The organism is Sporomusaceae bacterium, assembly GCA_031460455.1.
GTDB lineage: Bacteria > Bacillota > Negativicutes > Sporomusales > UBA7701 > Anaeroselena.
Map to the genome: position 1 here is coordinate 104,068 of JAVKTQ010000003.1, position 18,262 is coordinate 122,329.

The window sequence follows — 18,262 nt, forward strand, 5'->3', positions numbered from 1 at the left end:
GGGACGTAGATATGATGAAAAGGAACGTGGCACTGGAAGAAGCTCAGGGTTTGCTGCTGACGATGGCGTGTCCGGTGAAGGAGTGCCAGATCCCGTTGTTCGATGCCGTCGGCCGGGTTTTGAGCCGCGAAATCAAGGCGCCGATCAATTTGCCGCCGTTCGATAGGTCGCCGCTCGACGGTTACGCGGTGAGGGCGCAGGATATCGCCAAGGCTTCTGAAGCCGAACCGGTCGTTCTCGAGGTGATCGAGGAAGTGGCGGCCGGCCACACGGCCAGGCGGAAGGTGACGGCGAAAACGGCCATCAAGGTGATGACGGGGACGCCGATCCCGGCGGGGGCCGACGCGGTGATAAAATTTGAAGATGTTACGCGGGCGGCGAATATTTGCAAGCTTTTCTACCCGCTCAAGCCGGGCAGCAACATCGTCCGGGCCGGGGAGGACGTTAAGGCGGGCGAGGTGATCGCCACGCCCGGCACACAGGTTTCGCCCGCTCTGGTGGGTCTGATCGCCGCCCTCGGATTCGCCGAGGTGACGGTGTATAACAAGGTAAAAATCGCGGTCATCAGCACGGGCGACGAGCTGGTGGATTCTTCCCAGCCGCTGCGGCCGGGAAAGATTTACAACAGCAACCTGCCAAGTCTGGTGGCGGCCTGTCTGAAACTGGGGGCGCAGATCACCGCTCTCGGCAACGTGCCCGACGAACTGGATTCGATTGCCGATATTATCTCACTGGGGCTGGCGGATGCCGATATTGTGCTTACGACCGGCGGGGTCTCGGTGGGCGACTATGATGTGGTGCCCGACGCGCTCGCCCGGCTAGGCGTCAACATGATTTACCGCGGGGTGGACATGAAGCCCGGCTCGCCGGCAGTAGCCGCCGAGTACAACAACAAGTTCATTATCTGCCTGTCCGGCAACCCGGCCGCGGCGCTGATAACGTTCGAGCTGATAGTCGTGCCGCTGATCAAGAAGAAGATGGGGCTGACCAGCCATCTGCCCGCCAGGCTGGGGGCGGTGCTGGACGAAGACTTCACCAAGCCGAGTCCCCAACGGCGCTTTCTGCGCGGCCGTTTCCACGTGACGGAGGGGACGAACTATGTGGCACTGACCGGCGAGCAGTCGAACGGCGTATTGAAGTCGCTGGTCAACTGCAACGCGTATATCGATGTGCCGGCCGGCAGCGGCCGGATGCATGCCGGACAGGATGTTTCGGTGCTGATTGTCGGCGATGTCTTTGGGCTGTAGGCACCGGCTGGGGAGGTGATTGCGATGGCGGTTAGCGGCATAATCCTCGCCGGCGGACGGAGTTCGCGGATGGGTCGGGACAAGACGCTGCTGGTGGTCGAGAATGAGACGCTTATCGAGCGGACGGTGAAAGAGCTCCGCGAAGTGACGGACGATATTATCATCGCCAGTAACGCCACGGCCAAGTACGGTCTGCCGGACGTCCGGGAGGTGCCCGATATTTTTCCCGACATGGGGCCGCTCGGCGGCCTGTATGCCGGCCTGCTGGCGGCACGGTACGATGATGTGTTCGCGGTTGCCGCCGATATGCCGTATTTCACGGCAAGGCTGGCGGCCTACCTGCTGAGCCGCAAGGATGGCCACGACGCGGTGGTGCCGCGGACGGGCGAGGATTGGGAGCCGCTGTGCGCGGTGTATTCCCGGGCCTGCGCCGGACCGATCGAGCAGTGCTTGCGGGACGGTGTAAGGAAGGTGTTCCGCTTTTATCCGGCGGTAAAGGTGCTCGCGGTGACCGGGGAGGAACTCGACGCTGCGGGATTGCCTGCCAATATGTTTTTCAATCTCAACGCCCCGCAGGACCTTGTCCTGCTGCGGGGAGAGAAGGATCCGGGGGGCGCCCCGGAAGTATCCGGGGCGTTTACGCAGATTTTGTCGCAGAATTAACTTGACCAGGAGGTAACAGTAATGAGAAACACGATTATTCTTTTCACCAAGGTGCCGAAGGCCGGCGTGACCAAAACGCGGCTCACGACCGACCGGGGCGGGATTCTTACGCCTGAGGAAGCGAAAGACCTTTACGAAGGCTGTGTGCTCGATGCTATCAACGCCTGCATCGCCGCCGACTGCGGCGACGTGCGGATTTGCTACAACCAGGGCGGCGACCGGGAGTATCTCGAGCGCTTCCTGGCCGGCGTTTCCGATCGTAAAAAGATCGTGGAGGTGTTCTGCGATAAGGGCGGCTCTTTTGACGAGTGCATGCAGTATGCCGCCGATTATGTGCTGAAAAACGGCAACAATGACCGGCTGGCCGACGGTATGCTGATCATCGGCGGCGATCTCCCAACCCTGCAGCCCGTCATCGTCCGCGATGCGGTCGCGAAGATGACGCGGCTGGCGCTGAGCGAGGCCGGAATGGCGGCGGCCAGGTTCAAGGGCGAGCAGGTGGGCGCTTCGCTTGTCGAGGGCGCTTGTCAGGAAGGCGGTTTTTCGATCATCGGTTATACCTACAATACCCCGTTCGAGTTTGACAAGGTGTTTTACAACCTGGACGGGATAACGGCGCTGGATGTGGCGCTCGGCAAGGCCCGCGACAGGGGAATCCCGTTCGGCTATGTGGAGATGGTGCCTGATGTCGACATCCCGGTCGACCTGGCGGGCATGATTCCGGTGGTGCGGAGCCTCGAACTGGCGGCCCGGTACGACGAAACGGTCATGCTGCCCGTGAACACGATCAGGGTACTGAACGAGATAGGCCTGGAGGCCACTTCGCCGCCGTCGCCCCAACACTGATAAGGGCGGCCGCGCGCGGCAGCCGGGAAGGGCGGAAACAGGATGGAGAACAAGGTCAAAGAGTTGGCGGAGAGGTGCATCGAGTGCGGTTTGTGCAGCGGATGTTGCCCGCTGCTCGCCGAGCTGGAAGAGTCGCCCGGGAAGGCGGCGGCGCGGGGGGCGACGGCGTACGAGGCTTTCAGCTGCGCGCTGTGCGGCTGCTGCGAGGCTGTCTGCCCGGAGGAGCTTAGTCCCAAGGAGCTGTTCGCCGCGGGGCGGCGCGCGGCGGTGGCGACGGGCGAGTTCGCGGTGGACGAGTACCGCTACCTTTTCCCCGATCGCCCGAATAATCTCATGAACGTTTACCGCGAATTCGCCGGCGTCGATTTCGACGATATCGCGGTGAGGGGCGAGGCTGCGAGCTGCTTTTTTCCGGGGTGCACGCTGATGACTTACGCTCCCGAGCTAACGAGGGAGGTGTTCTCCCGGCTGAGGGACGGCTGCGGCTGCGGCGGGATGTTCACCGAATGCTGCGGCAGACCGTTGGCTGACCTGGGCCTGAGGCAAAGGGCGGACGACGCGGCCGGCAAGCTGGTGGCGAAGTTCAGGGAGCATAAGGTACGGGAGCTGATCGTCGCTTGCTCGGGCTGTTATTACGCGCTGCGGTCCATGCTATCGGAGACCGGGATTGCCATCAGGACGGTTTACGAGGCGCTCGAACTGCCCCAGCCCGCCGCGGAGGCCGGCAAGATTTGCACTGTTCACGATTCTTGCCCCGACAGGTTCGAGGGCATTTTCGGCCGTCAGGTGCGCGAGGCGCTGGTGAAAGGCGGCTTTTCGACCGTGGAGATGGTCCACGGCAAGGAGAATACCATCTGCTGCGGCAGCGGGGGCATGATCTCGACATTCCGTCCCGAATTCACGGATGAGTTGATAAAACGGCGTGTGGCGGAGGTGCGGGCAACAGGAGCCGATATTCTTGTCAGCTACTGCGCAAGTTGCACGGCAAAGTTCGCCGCCGCCGGAGGGCTGCGGGCGGACCATGCGCTGAGCCTGCTGCTGGGGCGGCGCGACGATTTTACCGCCACCAAGAGACGGATGGCCGCGATGCTGGAAGGCCCCGGTGGGGCCGAGCTTTGGGCGCGAATCATGGCGGATTGACCAGGAGAGGAGTTTTAATCAGTGCAGAATAAGATGCTTGCCGATGCTATGCGTAAGGCGCTTACCCTCAGGTGGTCTCCGGTGGCCGTGAGGCTGATGCGGCCTGGCGAGGAGATACCGGAGGGGGTAGCCGAGCCGGCGGAACGGATCAGGCACTGCCAGACGATAACCGCCGCCCGGCGGGGGAATTGCCTGTATCTCCCGCCCCGGAAGCATGCCTGCCCCGACGGGGCCGGCATTATGGGGCTTATAACCATGTCGCCCAAGCTGCGGTCGGGCGACCTGTACCTGTTGTTCAAGAAGTTGCCCACGATCGAATGCGCTCAGAAGATGATCGCCTCGCGGCCGGAGTTCGAGCCGGGAAGCTATACGGCGACACTGGTCGCGCCGCTGGAGAAGGCGACGTTCGAGCCTGATGTGGTGATCCTGACCCTGTGGCCGGAGCAGGCGATGTGGCTGTGCTGCTCGTCCACCTACGGCAGCGGCGAACGGCAGGTGTTCCATACTTCTGGCTACAATTCGACGTGCGCCGATCTGACCGTTCAGGTGATGAAGAGCCAGCAGATGAATATTTCTTTCGGCTGTTACGGGGCCAGGGCTTCATCCGATGTCGAGGATTTTGAGGTGTATCTTTCGATTCCCTACGGGCAGTTGCCCACGATCGTCGCTTCGCTGGAGAAGCTGGCGGCCAAGAGCATCCCCGAAGCGCGGCGTCGCCTTTATATGCCGCCGGTGATCGACAGCACGGCCCATGCGGGCCGGGAAGATGTGCAACGGGTAGAGGTGGCCATCGACGCGGACCGCTGCAACGGCTGCGGGATATGCGAGGCTTTTTGCCCGGAGTACGTGCTCGGACTTGAAAAAACCGGCGACGGCGAAAAAGCTTTGGTGATTGCCGGTGAGAAGTGCTGCGCCTGTTATACCTGCGTCGGGCAATGTCCGCAACAGGCTATCCAGTTGAGGCCTGCCAGCCGAGGATGACGGGCGGACGCAAAATGCAAAAATATGAACCATCTTGAGAAAAAGGGCCGCGCTTTTGGATGGGCGGAAGCCGGACTGGCGGCCGCGGATGCGCTGATTTGCCCGATTTACGGGAAGTTAGGTTTTTTCTGCGGGTTGGTATGAATCTTGCTTTCGATATATGTCAGACGAAGATGCCGGCGAGGGGGATGCTGATGCTGGATAGAACAATTTCTTTCGCCGGGCCTGCCGACGAGGAGGGACTGCGCGGCATGCTGACCGCGACCGGCATGGATCTCGCCGGCGAGATCGAGGAGCACGTAGTGCTCAGGGAAGGCGCCGAGATTTTGGCGGGCGGCCGGCTGTACCAGGCGGATGAGGATTTGTTTCACCTGCTGGTGTTTGCGGTGGCTGAGAGGGAACGCGGCCGGGGAACGGGCCGCAGGCTGCTGCGGGAACTGTGCGAGCGCCCGTGGGAGTATTGCCGCGATGCGGTCGAGCCTCCGGGCGGGTCGTTCCGGGTCACTACGGTGGCCAAAGGGGAGGCCGCAGCTTTTTATAAACAGTGCGATTACCGGATGTGCGAGGTTTCGCAGCTGCCGTCGCCTTTTGACAGGCAGTGCGAGGATTGTCCCGATCGTGAGCAGTGTGCTCCGGTGGCAATGGTTTTTGCGCATATACCGTAGCCGCAGCAATCGAGGAGGCATGAACAGATGGCATCGTCTTTTAAGATAATGGGAAGTGGAGCGGGACCCGGAGCGCCGTCGTTTTTCTGCGATTGCCCGGGGTGCCGGGAGGCGCGGGAAAATCCGGCCCTATCGAGAACGCGCAGCGGGGCGCTCATAACCACCGGGAGAAGCAACCTGCTAATCGACGCTCCCCCGGATCTCAGGGCTCAGCTCGTCAGGGAACGGGTAACCAGTATCGATAATGTGATGCTTACCCACTGGCATTACGATCACTTCGGCGGCCTGGGAGAACTCGAGTATTATGTCAAGCTGAACCGCAAGGAGCCGATACCGCTTTTTCTGCCGCCCAGCGCCAGAGAGCAGTTTCTCGCCGCTTTTCCGAATCTGCGGGAGGTATTTCGCGTTATTCCCTGGGCTTTTATGATGGAATATCGTTTCGGGGAGTTGGCTATCACGCCGCTGCCCGCCGCCCACGGAGTGGAGACCGCCGGTTTCCTGGTGAATTCTTTTTCGTCAAGCGTGGCCTATTTCCCGGATACGGCCGGTTTGCCGAAGACTACGGCTATTGCGGTAGAAGGCGTGGAGTGGCTGGTCTGCGACGCGACCTTCTATGGGGAGAACTGGTATCCTGACACCCACATGTCGGTGGCAGAGGCGATCGATCTCGGCCGGGAGGTGAAGGCCCGGCACACGGTGCTTACTCACCTGTCCGTCCATTACAGCCAGCCTGTGACCAGCAGGGAGCTGGAGGCGGCCGTGGCCGCGCACAAGGATGTGTCGGTGGCTTACGACGGCATGGAGATCAAGCTGTAACCAGGATTGCCGATCGCGGGGAATATGGCCCGGAAAACCGGGTTTTGGGGGATTTGACATGCTGGACGGGTATGAGCGCAACATCAATTATCTGCGGATATCGGTGACCGACCGCTGCAATTTCCGTTGTGTCTACTGTATGCCGCCCCAGGGGAAAAAATGGCTGGAGCACGATGATATCCTCAGCTACGAGGAACTGCTCAGGCTTATTAAGGTGTTCAACCAGGAAGGCGTGAATAAGATTCGCCTGACCGGCGGCGAGCCGCTGGTGAGAAAGGGGATCGTGGAGTTTATCGCCGCGATCACGGCAATGGGGCGGATTAAGGATATATCGATGACAACCAACGGCAGCTTGCTGCCGCCTCTGGCTCAGGACCTGAAAGCCGCCGGCCTTAACAGGGTTAATATCAGTCTCGATACGATTAATCCGGCCAACTTCGCACGGTTGACAACGTGCGGACGGCTGGAGGACACCATGAAGGGGATCGAGAGCGCAATGGCGGCCGGCCTGTCGCCGGTCAAGCTTAATGTTGTTCTGACCGAAGCTTTGACTGAAAAGGATTTGGCCTATTTTGTCGAGCTTGTTTACAACCACCCGATCGCGGTTCGGTTTATAGAGTATATGCCTATCGGGGGCCGGGGTTTCGGGGGCGGGCCGGATATCGCCACGGTGAAGAAGATGCTTAACGAGGCCGGACGGGCGCGGCTAAAGCCGACGGGCACCGTCCGGGGCAACGGGCCGGCGAAGTACTACCAGTTTCCGCTGGCTCAGGGGGCCTTCGGGTTCATAACGCCGATATCGGACCATTTTTGCAGCGCCTGCAACCGCCTGCGGTTGACCGCCGACGGCAAGCTGCGGCCGTGCCTGTTGTCGAACGACGAGATTGATATAAAAACCCCGCTCAGGAACGGGGCCGATGATCGCGAACTGGCAGAGCTTTTCCACGCCGCCGTGGCGGCGAAGCCGCAGGGCCATTCGCTCTGCAGGACAAGCGGCTTCCCGGATTTCGAGCGGACGATGTCGCAGATCGGCGGCTGAGTTTTTCAGGCGAATCTGGAACGCAAAGGTGGACTTGTCGTGGAGTTGACTCATTTCAATGATGCTGGCAGGGCCCGGATGGTGGACGTCTCGGGCAAGGACGACAGCGCACGCGAGGCGATTGCCGAGGGCAGGATCAGGATGCTGCCTGCTACGCTGCAGTTGGTTAAGCAAGGTCTTCTGAGCAAGGGTGATGTTCTTGGCGTAGCTCAGGTAGCGGGTATCATGGGCGCAAAGGCCACCTGGCAGCTTATCCCGATGTGCCACCCGCTGCTGCTGACCGGGATCAACATAGAGTTTAACGTGGATGAGGAGAGCAGTTCGGTCGGGATCGCCGCCACCGTCAAGACGACCGGCAAGACCGGCGTGGAGATGGAGGCGCTGACGGCGGTTAGCGTCGCCGCCCTGACGATTTACGACATGTGCAAGGCAGTGGATAAAGGGATGGTTATCGAGTATGTGCGGCTGGCTGTCAAGTCGGGCGGCAAGAGCGGCACGTACCGTCGGAAGGCTGAGTAATAGCAACAAAGGAGATAAGCGAGATGCAGGGGAAGATTATCGCAGTATGCACCAGCCCCAACAAGGGGATGCGCAAAAAGAACGTCGGCAGTGCCCGCCTGTTAGTCGATCTGGGGCTTGAAGGGGATGCCCACGCCGGGTTTGCCCATCGGCAGGTCAGTCTGCTGGCACTGGAAAGTATCGATAAGATGCGGCAGGTGGGGCTGGATGTCAATCCGGGCGATTTTGCCGAGAATATTACCACAGAAGGGCTGGAACTGCCAAAGCTGCCGGTGGGTACGCGCCTGAAGATCGGCGACTCTATCCTCGAAGTGAGCCAGATAGGCAAGGAATGCCATCAGCGCTGTGCGATTTATTACCAGGCCGGCGACTGCGTGATGCCCAAGGAGGGTATCTTCGCGACGGTGGTGTCCGGCGATACGGTTAATGTGGGCGACGTTATCGAGGTATTGAATTAGCTCCGGCGGGGGCATTAAAGGCAGAGCCGGCAGAGCATGACAGGCAAATGCTCCATTGATGGAGCTGAACGGCAATGGGAGGCGTAATAATGCTTATTAACTATCGCCAATATACGACAGCGGCCATGGTAGATATGCTGACAATCGAAAGTATCTATTTCTCCCGCGGCAATTTTGTCGATCAGGGGCGCCTTCATAAGCCGGACACGATTTCGCTGCGCGTCGAGAAGGGCGGCGGAACTCTCAGGAACGCGATTGTGATCGACTGCGATGTGTATAACAGAGTGGAGACTATCGAGGGGATACTGAACAAGAAGGGCTTCGTCAAGGACGAGGCCGAGGCTAAACGTTCGAAGCAGTGGGCCTTCACTTTCCAGAACAAGCCGGATGCGGGCAGCTTGGTGGGTATGGTGGTGGAGCAGATCAATGAGGCTGTGGAGGACATGCCGCTGCTGATGTACGCCTCGCCAGCGCAGCGGGCGCTGGCCGATTATCACGGGTTCATGACTTCTAAACGTCCTAAGGTGAGTTACAGCGATATGATGCAGTTTCTGGGGTACTGGGATGACCGCAATGTTTACGAGCTGGACGGGTATGCTTCCGATGCCGACCGGGAATTTTTCGTGGCCAAATACAAGCGGGGGCGCTGGACAGGCTGGACGAGCGGCGATCTGATCATGCCGCTGTTCGCTTCGGAGGGCGAAGCAAGGCAGTATCTGAAAGACCGGATCAGCCGTGTATGTCAGTTCCGTCCGTCGATCAGGATGGTTTCGCCGGCCAAGAAAGGCTGCCAGCCGAGTTTATATGCTCTGGTCGACCAAACGAAGACGGTCAAGGACCGGGTGGCCTGGCTGCGCTGTGAACTCGAACGGCTCGAAGCGCAGAGCGAGGTGTGCTGCTCGTAGGATGGGGCGGTGTATCGTCCGCATGAGAAAGACCCGAATCCCGGGAGGGATTCGGGTCTTTTCGGTCTACAGGCGGTGCGCCGGTCCGGCGCGGGGCCTTAAATGGATGCCGCGAAACGTTCGACTTCGGAGGCCGTCGATGACAGCTGCTGCATGGTCGCGGAGATTTCCTCGGTGGCCGCTGCCTGGCGTTCGCCTAACTGCGCGGCGTCGGCGATATTCGCCACTACGGTTTCGGTCTGACGCTGGATGCTGTCGAGGATTGTTTTGATGTTCCTGACCGATTCGCCACTGTTGCTGGCCATCTTGCGCATTTCGTCGGCGACGACCGCGAAGCCCCGCCCCAGTTCTCCCGCCCGCGCCGCTTCGATGGCGGCGTTTAGCCCGAGTAGATTGGAGTTCTGGGCGACGTCGCTGACGAATTGCAGGATGCTGCCGGTTTTTTCGATTTCTCCGAGGACGTTCTCACTGACGCTTCTTACGCTGACGAGACTTTCCGCCAGTTGGGTGGCTGTGACGGCCAGTTCCTGCGAAGTGGCGGTCATTTCTTCTGAGATCGAGGCGATGTTTTGGGCTGCTTCGTGCAGGGTTGACACGGTCTGCATGTTGATGGCGTTGCCGATAACGCCGGAGAATGTGCCGTCGTCCTCGAAGATCGGCCGCATTATCGCCCTGAGTTTCACCCCATAGGCTGATTCGGGAACATCAACCCGAACCGGTTGGCGGGTTTCGATGACTTTTTTGGCGGCTCCGCCAGGCGCAGGCTGGCCAATGACGACGTTTTCCTTGAAGGTTTTGGCTTGAGTGTGGTAGAGGATGATGCCCTGGGCGTCGGTCACGATGGCGGAGCAGTCGAAGGCGTTGAGGTCGCGGAACATCTCCGCGGATTTGATGGCGGCTTCAAGTTTCGTCATTATGACCTTATGACCTCCTTGGATATTAGAATGCATGAAAATTTTATCATATTTGTAAATTAATGTAGAATTTTCCTGACAATGGTACCGCCCTGCCATTGATTAACGGCAGGGCGGTTTGTTTTATTCGGTGCTCATGCTTTGAGTTCGATCAGCTTGTACCGCGTAGATCCCATGCCGATTTTGGCGGCGTGTTCGATCTGGATGGTGCTGTCGCGTTCCGGGAAGGCAAGGTGGCCCAGAGGATGGCCGTACGCCGCGGCGGTGAGGTCCTGGGTGGCCTGATCGATTGCTACCGGATCGCTGGACGCCAGGATGCCGACGTCGGCTACCATTTTGGTCGTCGGGCTTTTAACGAGGCAGTCGCAGTCTTTGGTCATGTTGGTGAGGACGTTGAAGTAGAAGCATTTGCCGGGTTTGCCGATTACCGCCCCGTAGGCATATTCGGCCATGGCTTTTTGAAGGAAACCCTTGTCGGCGCCGAAGTCGTATTTTACGGCGTCGAAGCGGCAGACGGCGAGACATTCGCCACAGCCGACGCATTTATCGGCAGCGATGAATGCTTTGCCGCTCTGTTCGCTGATGGCGTCTGCCGGGCACCATTTCATGCACTTGTGGCAGTTGGTGCATTTTTCGCTGTCGACTTGCGGCAGTACGGCCGAGTGTTGCCGCATTTTCCCCATGCGGCTGGCGAGGCCCATGCCGAGGTTTTTGATGCAGGCGGCCAGGCCGGTGGTGATGCAGCCGGTGGCGTGGGAGACGACGAGCAGCGCGTCGGCGCCGATGATCTCCCTGGCGACTTTGACTGTTTTATTGATTTCCCCCGGTATGGCGACCTCATATTCGGTGTTGCCGGCCAGCCCATCCGCCATGATGAAGGGCGCTCCGACGTTGTCGATGCCGAAGCCCTGGCGGTGGGCCTGCATGAGGTGACTGACGGCGTTGTGCCGTTCTCCTTTGTAGAGGGTGGAGGTTTCGGTGAGGAAGGGCTGGGCGTCCTGCCCTTTTACCTTGGTTACCAGTTCGCGGACTAGTTCCGGCTTGATGCGGGTGATGTTGGTGCCTTCGCCGACGTGCAGCTTGATGGCTACAAAGTCTTTGCTGCCGACGACGGTCGTTCCGGCGATGTCGTATAGTTTGCCGATGGCGTTAGCCTGTTCGGCCGCAGATGCACCGTCCGCCAGCCGGGCCAAGTATACTTTCGCTTCCAATAGTTTTTACCTCCCCGGTTCGACCGGTGATAATGTAATTGCATCGTTTAGTGAGAGATGGTGGTGCTTTGCTGCTCGTGGGCGAGCTGGTCGAGCGATTTGCCTTTGGTTTCCTTCTTGATGAACAGGATGGCGGCCAGGGCGCCGATGATCGCGGGGATGACGTAGAAGAGGAAGGACATCTGCGGACCGAGTTTCATGCTCATGATGGCACCGGCGACGATCGGGGCGAGGGCGCCGCCGAGACGGCCGAACGCCTGGCACCAGGCCACGCCGGTGTTGCGGAATTCGGTGGGGTAGGCTTCAGCCATGAGGGGCTGTACGGCGGTGATGGCGTAGTTGATGGCGAAGCCCATGAAGATGTTGGCGGCCAGGATGGCGCCGAAGCCGCCGCTGACGAAGGCCATGATGACTATCGATACGCCGCCGAGCAGGTAGGCAAAGATGAGGTTGGGCCGGCGGCCGATGATTTCGGCGACGAAACCGGTGGAGCAGTTGGCGATGACGGCCGCGGCGTTGTTGGCGATCGCCAGGGCGTAGGCGGAGGTGAGTTTGAAGCCTTTCTCAAGCATGAGGGAAGGCAGCCAGGCGTTGAGCCCGTATACGGTGAAACAGCCGCAGAAGTAGGTGATCCAGACGCCGGCGGTAATCATCCAGTAGTTTTTGGAGAACAGGGCCGCGGGGCCTGAGACTTTGGGCTTCGCCGGGACGATCATGGCTTCGGGGTCGCGCGGCGTGACTTTGCCGGTGGCGAGGTTTTCGATGTAGTTGAGGATTTCGTTCGCTTCGGCTTTGCGGCCTTTGCCGGCCAGCCAGTAAGCCGATTCGTGCATTTGGAAGTACAGGAATACGGCATACAGGAAGGGAGCGCCGCCGATCAGGTAGCATATCCTCCAGCCGAAGTGCGGGACGAGCAGGGTGGGGATGAGGCCGCCCAAAACCCAGCCGACGATCATCCAGGCCATGCCGAAGGTGATGAAGAGGGCGCGGCGCGGCGTGGGCGTGGATTCGGAGAAGATGGTGGTGACGACGGGGATACAGGCGCCCAGACCGACGCCGGCCAATACGCGGAAGAGAGCGAATTGTTCGAAGCTGGTGGCGAAGTAGATGGGAATGGTGAGGAGCGAGTATACGGCAATCGAGTAGACGAGGGTGTTCCTGCGGCCGATCTTGTCGGAGACGATGCCGGCGATCGCGCCGCCGATGATCAGGCCGAAGAGGCTCCACGACGACAGGCTGCCCATCGCGACTTTGTCCAAACGCCATTCAGCGGCAATTTGCGGCATGGTATAAGATACCACCATATAATCATAGCCGTCGAATACCATTGCAAAACCGAGGAAGAAAAAGATTCGCCAGGTAAACTTGTTGACTCCTAAAGAATCGACTACTTCAGAGATGCTAAAGTTTTTCACTTTCATTCTCCTTCCGTAACCTGCTTGCACAAGGCAAGTATTTGTGAAGATTTTCCCATGCGGAGGCGAGGTAAGGGTGTTTTTTCTACGTCTTCGACGTCGTTTCAGTCCCTTGGAAAAACCAAAGGAGTTTTATCCGGAGGGACTGAAAGACTCCCCACATCAGCAGGTGATCTTTTGTGACAACCCGGCGCAGTCAGTCCCCGGATGATTATATCGGCAGCTTTTGTCATCGCGCTTTTGAACGTAGTATTGTTTTTGGCAAGAAACTGATAATCGAGCAAAGAATCGATAGTTCCCAAGTACATTTTGTGGAGGACCGCAAGGTCGACAGGCGATAGTAGCTCATTCTCTATTCCCTGATTAATCACCTGTTCGATCATTCGCCATCTTTCCTGGAAATATTCTTCGAATTTCATCCATTCTTTCGGCAGGAACCGCTGGATATCGGGGATGATCTTTTCGTTGAGAGGGCCCAAGGCTTTGGGGGAGTAGACCATCAGCGATTTGAGTTTGGTGACGATGTCAAGGCCCTCGGTGCGGGCGATGACGGAGATTTGTTGCCGAAAGTCGGTGATGATAGAGTCGAATATGGCGGCCATAAGGTATTCTTTGGATGGAAAATGCTCGTATACCGCACGTTTGCTGACGCCAAGCTCACGGGCCAGATCGGCGGTCGTGAATTTGACGCCGTGTACGTTCATCAGGTGTAGGGCGGTGGCTAAGATTCTTTCCTTCATGGAAGAGCCTCCTCCCGGTACGGTGGCGGTTTCACGGGTACCGCATAATTTCGGGGGGAGTGGTTGTGCAAAGACGAAGCGGCAGTTCACTCCCCCGTCATATTATGCGTGCTTTTGGGGCACCGTTTTTTCTTAGCCGATTTGCCTACTGGGGCAGGCTTGCCTGGGCTTTTGCCGCCCTTTCGCTCTTGTCAAGCGCCCTGTAGATGAAGGCGCAGATCAGGCCGACTATGTTGATGGCCAGGGCGATGTAGAAGGCATTCTCGTAGCTGCCGGTGGACATTCTTACGTTTGCGGCCGTCATCGGGCCGAAGATGGCCGCGAGGCTGAAGCCGACGAAGGTTATGCCGTAGTTGACGCCAAAGTTCTTGAGGCCGTAACGCTCGCTGATGATCGGCGGCATGCAGCCCATGAAGCCGCCGAAGACGGCGCCGATGCCGATACCGGAAGCGGCGAAGCCGGCGACCGAGGTCGTCGTGCTGAGATTGAACATGGAAATGGCGGAGATTACGTACATGAGCATGATGGTGTTGGAGCGGCCAAATTTGTCGGACAGGGCGCCGAAGCCGACGCGGCCAAGCGCGTTGGAGATGGCGACCAGGCTGACGAAGAAGGCGGCATCCATGGGGGTGAGTTTGAACATCAGCTGTCCGATCGGCGACGCGAAGGCGGTGATCATGAGGCCCGACAGAGCGCCGCAGAGAAGCATGATGAGGATGACCCACCAGGTCTTGTCCTGAAGCATCTTGTACCAGAGGACATCCGGGATGTTCGCTTTGGGAGCGCCTACCTCGAGGGACGGCACCCAGCCTTCCGGTTTGTAGCCCGCAGGGGCTTTTTTGATTATGTTGATCGTGATGGCGAGGACGACAAAGAATGCTGTGCCGAGGATCTTGAAGGTGGCCATGACGCCGTATTTGATGATGAGGGCGCTGGCGATGGGGGCGAAAAGCATGGCGCCGCAACCGTAGCCGGCAGCGACAAGACCTGAGGCCAGGCCTCTTTTGTCGGGGAAGAACTTGACGGTGTTGCCGAGCGTTCCGGAATAGACGACGCCGCCGCCGATGCCGGCGAGGGTGCTGTAGGTGATGTAGAGCATGCCGACTTTATCGACAAAGCCGGTAAGGAAGAAGCCGATGGTGAACATGAGACCGCCGACCAGGATGTTGCCTCTTGCTCCGAGACGGTCTTGAATGGCGCCGCCGCCGATCATGGCGACAGGGCTAAGACCGTGGTTGATGGTAAAGGCCAAGCCGATTGCGGCCGCAGACCAGCCAAACAATTTGCCAAGTGGCAGGGCGAATACGCTCCAAGCGTATAGGGTGCCTATACAGAGGTTAGTTACTATCGCGGCGATGAGAATTAACCAACGATTGTATTTTTGTTCGGCCATTCTTCGACCTCTTTCTCTAAGTATTTTGGATAGTGTAATCTCCGATTGATCCGGTGCTGATGTGCGGTAAAATCTTTGTTGCGAAGGGTTGTCTCATTGCCTCATAGCAGATACCGGAAGTGGTTTGTGTGTTCATACGGGTCATCGGCAAAAATATGAAAATTCGTTAAATTGATGAGAGGGGAAAGTGTGTTTCCCCTTTGTGATTAGGATATTCGGTTCTGCTATTGCGGCAATGAGACGGACTGACTTATTTCTTTTCTTCGGCTTTTTCTTCGGCAGGCAGTTCCGTTTTGCAGAAGGGGCAAATTTTTTGTCTTACCCCTCCTATAGCAGCAAGTTTCTTTTTGCAGTTGGGGCATTCTACAGGTTTAGCTGCTCCACCAGGACGAAAACACATGTCAAATTACCTCCTGTAATTTTTGTTGCGGGGGGTAAGTTGCGCCCCCATGACTAATAACGTTGCAAGATGTGGGCGGGGCTTTCCGTACAGCTGCCGCCATGGCGGCAAGGAGCGCTTAATCGCCTGTTGCCTCGCCTGTGCGGCTTCTGATGCTGCTTGTTGCGCAGAGCCGCTTGGGTTGTGGAATACCGGGTATTCTAGGAAATGTTATGGGCGGCACTTTTTTTCCGACCACCTCCTTGATGGCTATTCGGCTTTGTCTTTTAGCCCAGATAAGAAGTAGTTATTAAGACATACATAGAAATAATATGCAATAAGCGTGCCAGTTTTTTTTAGGAGCCTGCAATGTTCGAAAGCGCGGATTTGCAGGCTTTACGAATCATTTAGTTACCGCGGTTTATCCCTTTTTGGTATGGCGGAAGTTATGTTAGTTTGTTCACACAGTAGATGATTTACAGCATTTTTCGACAATCCTGTTTTAAGAATACAGTGTCATTTTAGGATATTTTAATAGCTTGTTTGCAGGATACCAGACGGGCAAGGGCAAAAAAAAACGGCCCTCGCGGAGGGCCGTTTTCGGTGTTGGCAGGGGGACTAGTAATCGATTTTGAAGTCCTTGAGTTTTCTGTAGAGGGTCGAGCGGCTTATCCCAAGAACTTCGGCCGCCGTACGCGGGCAGTTGTTAGCGTGGAGGAGGGCGGCTTCGATGGCCGCTTTTTCGAGTTTCTCCAGGCAGAGGATTTCGCCGATCTTTTTGCTGGCGTCGCCTTCGTTGATTTTTACGGGACAGGAATCGATAAGGATATAGTTGGGCAGGTTTTCCGGTTTGATGATGTCGCCCTGGGCGGTGTTGACCGCGTGGATGATGGCGTTTTGGAGCTGCCGGACGTTGCCGGGCCATTGGTATTCGTTGATTTTTTTCTGGGCCGCCGGACTGATTTGCGGCGTGTTCCAGCCATTGCGGCGACAGTACTGTTCGATGAAATGGTTGGTAAGAAGCTCGATATCGCCGGTTCGTTCGCGCAGGGGGGCGATGTTGATTGTCAGAACGGAAATACGGAAGTACAGGTCTTCGCGGAACTGGTTTTCTTTGACCATTTTAGCGAGGTCTTTATTGGTAGCGACGATGATTCTGAAGTCGACTTTTTTGTAGCGGCTGCCGCCGACCCGCATGACTTGTTTGTCTTCGAGGGTTCTCAGCAGTACGGCCTGGAGGTCAAGCGGCATGTCGCCGATTTCGTCGAGGAAGAGCGTCCCGCCATGAGCAAGTTCGATCTTTCCGGCTTTGCCGCTGCGCTCCGCGCCTGTAAAGCTGCCGCCTTCATAGCCGAACAGTTCGCTGCCGATCAGTTCGCGGGGCATGGCCGCGCAGTTGACCGCCATGAACGGGCCCTGGGGGCGGTGGACGTTGTGGATGGATTGGGCGAAGAGTTCTTTGCCGGTGCCGCTTTCGCCGGTAAGCATGATGTTTTCAGACGAGGCGGCGAAGCGCTCGGCGAGGGCGAGGGTTTTTTTGAAATCGGTATTGGCGGTGATTATATCGGCAAAGTTGTGAACGGCCATGCCGTTTCCTTTGCTGCTCATCTGGGCGGCGACTTTTTCGGCGGCGATGAGTTTGAGGACGGCTACGTTGAGTTCATCGGTCTGCTGGTTGAGGATCGGCCTTATTACCACCTGGAATGGCAGCTGCCTGTCGTTGCCCACGCAGATTTGTTCTTCGACCCGGACGATCTCGCCTTTTCTCGCCAAGTCGAGGAGCGAAGAATCGCGGTTGAGGAATTCCCTGATATTGCGTTTGCCGACGTCTTCGTGCCGGAGCTTGAGGATTCTCATGCCGTCCCGGTTGGTGAAAATTATCGTGCCGGTCCGGTCGATCGCGACGATTCCTTCTTCGACGAACGCCATGGTGGCATTGAGGGTGTGGTGAACGGCTATCAGTTTGTCGGTTGTCGCTTTTAGGTGGTTGTCGAGGATGTTTACTTTTTCTTTGGCATTGCACAGTTCGTCGACCGTCTTCGTAAGTTTCAGTCCGGTTTCGATGGCGACGGCCATCGAGGTTGTAAGCGCGAAACTGTGCATGCAAAGGTTTTTGAGTTGTTCTTCGTCAGGCGGGTTCTGCAGGGGTTGGCTCAGCAGAACAAGGGCGGCCTGCACCGTGCCGGTTTCGTCCGATATCGGCGCAGCGGAGGCGATGCTGTTCTGAAAAGCCACGCAGTAGTGTTCGGGACCCAGGAGCTGCACGGGCCGCTTCAGCCGGATGCACAGTTCGTGGGCTGTGGTGCCTTCGGTCTGCTCTGCGGCGACGATGCCCCGCCGGGAGTTCTGATCGGCGAACAGGGGAGGAAACTTGCTCCAATCTCCCTCATTGAGCAGTACCACCCCGGTTTTGTCGAACAGGTAAAGAAGGTAGCCGCAGGAAAATAGGAGGTTTTTGAATGAGCTGGCCAACGAGTTGGTGATGTCGATGAGCAGGCGGTGCTGGTTAAGAAGTTTCGACAACTGCTCGGGGTTGACGTTGGGGCTTGTTACGACGCTGTAAGGATTGACCCCCAGGTTGCGCGATCTGATCCAGGAAGCGGCTACTTCCTGGTTCATGAAGGGGTAACTGCGCGGGTCTTCGGCTTCATTCTGCAGGAAAGCCTGTTTGTAACGCAATAAAGCTTGCCACCGTTCATACGATACCAATTCGTCGGTTGCAAGTGTTTCGTTTTCAGCAGAGTATTTTGCTTGTGTGTTATGGATCTTCTGAATGCGGCTCATTGTGCCCACCTGCGCTTCCTCCATCTTATTCGCAAATTAGTTTGTCCGGGGGGTCGGAGGGCTTTGTACGTAATATTATATGGAATATTTATATGCGAGGGTTATTTTAATATAACGCGTGACTGATTAGTCAACAATCGGGTGTAC

At 57.7% G+C, this 18,262-nt stretch carries 18 protein-coding genes; 11 read left to right on the top strand and 7 right to left on the bottom strand.

Annotated elements, in window-relative coordinates; genetic code table 11:
- Positions 1-11: 11 nt before the first annotated feature.
- From RIN56_07235 to RIN56_07285, 11 genes are all read left to right on the top strand, one after another.
- Positions 12-1,247, top strand: coding sequence for a molybdopterin molybdotransferase MoeA (locus RIN56_07235; GenBank protein MDR7866600.1), 1,236 nt, complete (start codon positions 12-14; stop codon positions 1,245-1,247).
- A gap of 24 nt (positions 1,248-1,271) precedes the next feature.
- Positions 1,272-1,910 carry a molybdenum cofactor guanylyltransferase gene (locus tag RIN56_07240; protein MDR7866601.1) on the top strand — a complete coding sequence of 213 codons (639 nt, stop codon included), beginning with the start codon at positions 1,272-1,274 and terminating at the stop codon, positions 1,908-1,910.
- A gap of 21 nt (positions 1,911-1,931) precedes the next feature.
- Positions 1,932-2,756: a DUF2064 domain-containing protein gene (locus tag RIN56_07245; GenBank protein ID MDR7866602.1), complete on the top strand. Its 825-nt coding sequence runs from the start codon at positions 1,932-1,934 to the stop codon at positions 2,754-2,756.
- 42 nt (positions 2,757-2,798) lie between these two features.
- Positions 2,799-3,896 (top strand): (Fe-S)-binding protein, encoded by a 1,098-nt coding sequence (locus RIN56_07250; GenBank protein MDR7866603.1) that lies wholly within the window; start codon positions 2,799-2,801, stop codon positions 3,894-3,896.
- A 21-nt stretch (positions 3,897-3,917) separates the two neighbouring features.
- Positions 3,918-4,877 carry a DUF169 domain-containing protein gene (locus RIN56_07255; protein ID MDR7866604.1) on the top strand — a complete coding sequence of 320 codons (960 nt, stop codon included), beginning with the start codon at positions 3,918-3,920 and terminating at the stop codon, positions 4,875-4,877.
- Between the two features lie 194 nt (positions 4,878-5,071).
- Complete coding sequence (locus tag RIN56_07260; GenBank protein ID MDR7866605.1) at positions 5,072-5,542, top strand: GNAT family N-acetyltransferase; 471 nt, start codon at positions 5,072-5,074, stop codon at positions 5,540-5,542.
- 27 nt (positions 5,543-5,569) lie between these two features.
- Positions 5,570-6,358 (top strand): MBL fold metallo-hydrolase, encoded by a 789-nt coding sequence (locus RIN56_07265; protein ID MDR7866606.1) that lies wholly within the window; start codon positions 5,570-5,572, stop codon positions 6,356-6,358.
- Between the two features lie 58 nt (positions 6,359-6,416).
- A complete protein-coding gene (moaA, locus tag RIN56_07270) occupies positions 6,417-7,397 on the top strand; it encodes a GTP 3',8-cyclase MoaA (GenBank protein MDR7866607.1) in 981 nt (326 codons plus the stop codon).
- Positions 7,398-7,436: 39 nt separating this feature from the next.
- Positions 7,437-7,916: a cyclic pyranopterin monophosphate synthase MoaC gene (moaC, locus tag RIN56_07275; GenBank protein ID MDR7866608.1), complete on the top strand. Its 480-nt coding sequence runs from the start codon at positions 7,437-7,439 to the stop codon at positions 7,914-7,916.
- Between the two features lie 23 nt (positions 7,917-7,939).
- The gene (locus RIN56_07280) at positions 7,940-8,374 is read left to right on the top strand and encodes an MOSC domain-containing protein (GenBank protein MDR7866609.1); all 435 of its coding nucleotides are present in this window, start codon (positions 7,940-7,942) and stop codon (positions 8,372-8,374) included.
- 89 nt (positions 8,375-8,463) lie between these two features.
- Positions 8,464-9,279, top strand: coding sequence for a hypothetical protein (locus tag RIN56_07285; GenBank protein ID MDR7866610.1), 816 nt, complete (start codon positions 8,464-8,466; stop codon positions 9,277-9,279).
- Between the two features lie 98 nt (positions 9,280-9,377).
- On the opposite strand, the gene RIN56_07290 is transcribed toward RIN56_07285, so the two are convergent.
- The 7 genes from RIN56_07290 to RIN56_07320 form a co-directional block, all read right to left on the bottom strand.
- A complete protein-coding gene (locus RIN56_07290) occupies positions 9,378-10,193 on the bottom strand; it encodes a methyl-accepting chemotaxis protein (protein MDR7866611.1) in 816 nt (271 codons plus the stop codon).
- Positions 10,194-10,327: 134 nt separating this feature from the next.
- Complete coding sequence (locus RIN56_07295; GenBank protein MDR7866612.1) at positions 10,328-11,404, bottom strand: DUF362 domain-containing protein; 1,077 nt, start codon at positions 11,402-11,404, stop codon at positions 10,328-10,330.
- Between the two features lie 47 nt (positions 11,405-11,451).
- Complete coding sequence (locus tag RIN56_07300) at positions 11,452-12,819, bottom strand: MFS transporter (protein ID MDR7866613.1); 1,368 nt, start codon at positions 12,817-12,819, stop codon at positions 11,452-11,454.
- 104 nt (positions 12,820-12,923) lie between these two features.
- Positions 12,924-13,559, bottom strand: a complete 636-nt coding sequence (locus RIN56_07305) for a TetR/AcrR family transcriptional regulator (protein ID MDR7866614.1) — start codon at positions 13,557-13,559, stop codon at positions 12,924-12,926.
- 145 nt (positions 13,560-13,704) lie between these two features.
- Positions 13,705-14,952 (bottom strand): OFA family MFS transporter, encoded by a 1,248-nt coding sequence (locus RIN56_07310; protein ID MDR7866615.1) that lies wholly within the window; start codon positions 14,950-14,952, stop codon positions 13,705-13,707.
- Positions 14,953-15,202: 250 nt separating this feature from the next.
- Positions 15,203-15,352 (bottom strand): hypothetical protein, encoded by a 150-nt coding sequence (locus RIN56_07315; protein MDR7866616.1) that lies wholly within the window; start codon positions 15,350-15,352, stop codon positions 15,203-15,205.
- A 597-nt stretch (positions 15,353-15,949) separates the two neighbouring features.
- The gene (locus tag RIN56_07320) at positions 15,950-18,010 is read right to left on the bottom strand and encodes a sigma 54-interacting transcriptional regulator (protein MDR7866617.1); all 2,061 of its coding nucleotides are present in this window, start codon (positions 18,008-18,010) and stop codon (positions 15,950-15,952) included.
- Positions 18,011-18,262 lie beyond the last annotated feature (252 nt).

Coding starts and splice junctions, on each gene's coding strand:
- RIN56_07235 (MDR7866600.1), top strand. CDS start 12: ATGATGAAAAGGAACGTGGCACTGGAAGAAGCTCAGGGTTTGCTGCTG.
- RIN56_07240 (MDR7866601.1), top strand. CDS start 1,272: ATGGCGGTTAGCGGCATAATCCTCGCCGGCGGACGGAGTTCGCGGATG.
- RIN56_07245 (MDR7866602.1), top strand. CDS start 1,932: ATGAGAAACACGATTATTCTTTTCACCAAGGTGCCGAAGGCCGGCGTG.
- RIN56_07250 (MDR7866603.1), top strand. CDS start 2,799: ATGGAGAACAAGGTCAAAGAGTTGGCGGAGAGGTGCATCGAGTGCGGT.
- RIN56_07260 (MDR7866605.1), top strand. CDS start 5,072: ATGCTGGATAGAACAATTTCTTTCGCCGGGCCTGCCGACGAGGAGGGA.
- RIN56_07265 (MDR7866606.1), top strand. CDS start 5,570: ATGGCATCGTCTTTTAAGATAATGGGAAGTGGAGCGGGACCCGGAGCG.
- moaA (MDR7866607.1), top strand. CDS start 6,417: ATGCTGGACGGGTATGAGCGCAACATCAATTATCTGCGGATATCGGTG.
- RIN56_07280 (MDR7866609.1), top strand. CDS start 7,940: ATGCAGGGGAAGATTATCGCAGTATGCACCAGCCCCAACAAGGGGATG.
- RIN56_07285 (MDR7866610.1), top strand. CDS start 8,464: ATGCTTATTAACTATCGCCAATATACGACAGCGGCCATGGTAGATATG.
- RIN56_07290 (MDR7866611.1), bottom strand. CDS start 10,193: ATGACGAAACTTGAAGCCGCCATCAAATCCGCGGAGATGTTCCGCGAC.
- RIN56_07305 (MDR7866614.1), bottom strand. CDS start 13,559: ATGAAGGAAAGAATCTTAGCCACCGCCCTACACCTGATGAACGTACAC.
- RIN56_07310 (MDR7866615.1), bottom strand. CDS start 14,952: ATGGCCGAACAAAAATACAATCGTTGGTTAATTCTCATCGCCGCGATA.
- RIN56_07315 (MDR7866616.1), bottom strand. CDS start 15,352: ATGTGTTTTCGTCCTGGTGGAGCAGCTAAACCTGTAGAATGCCCCAAC.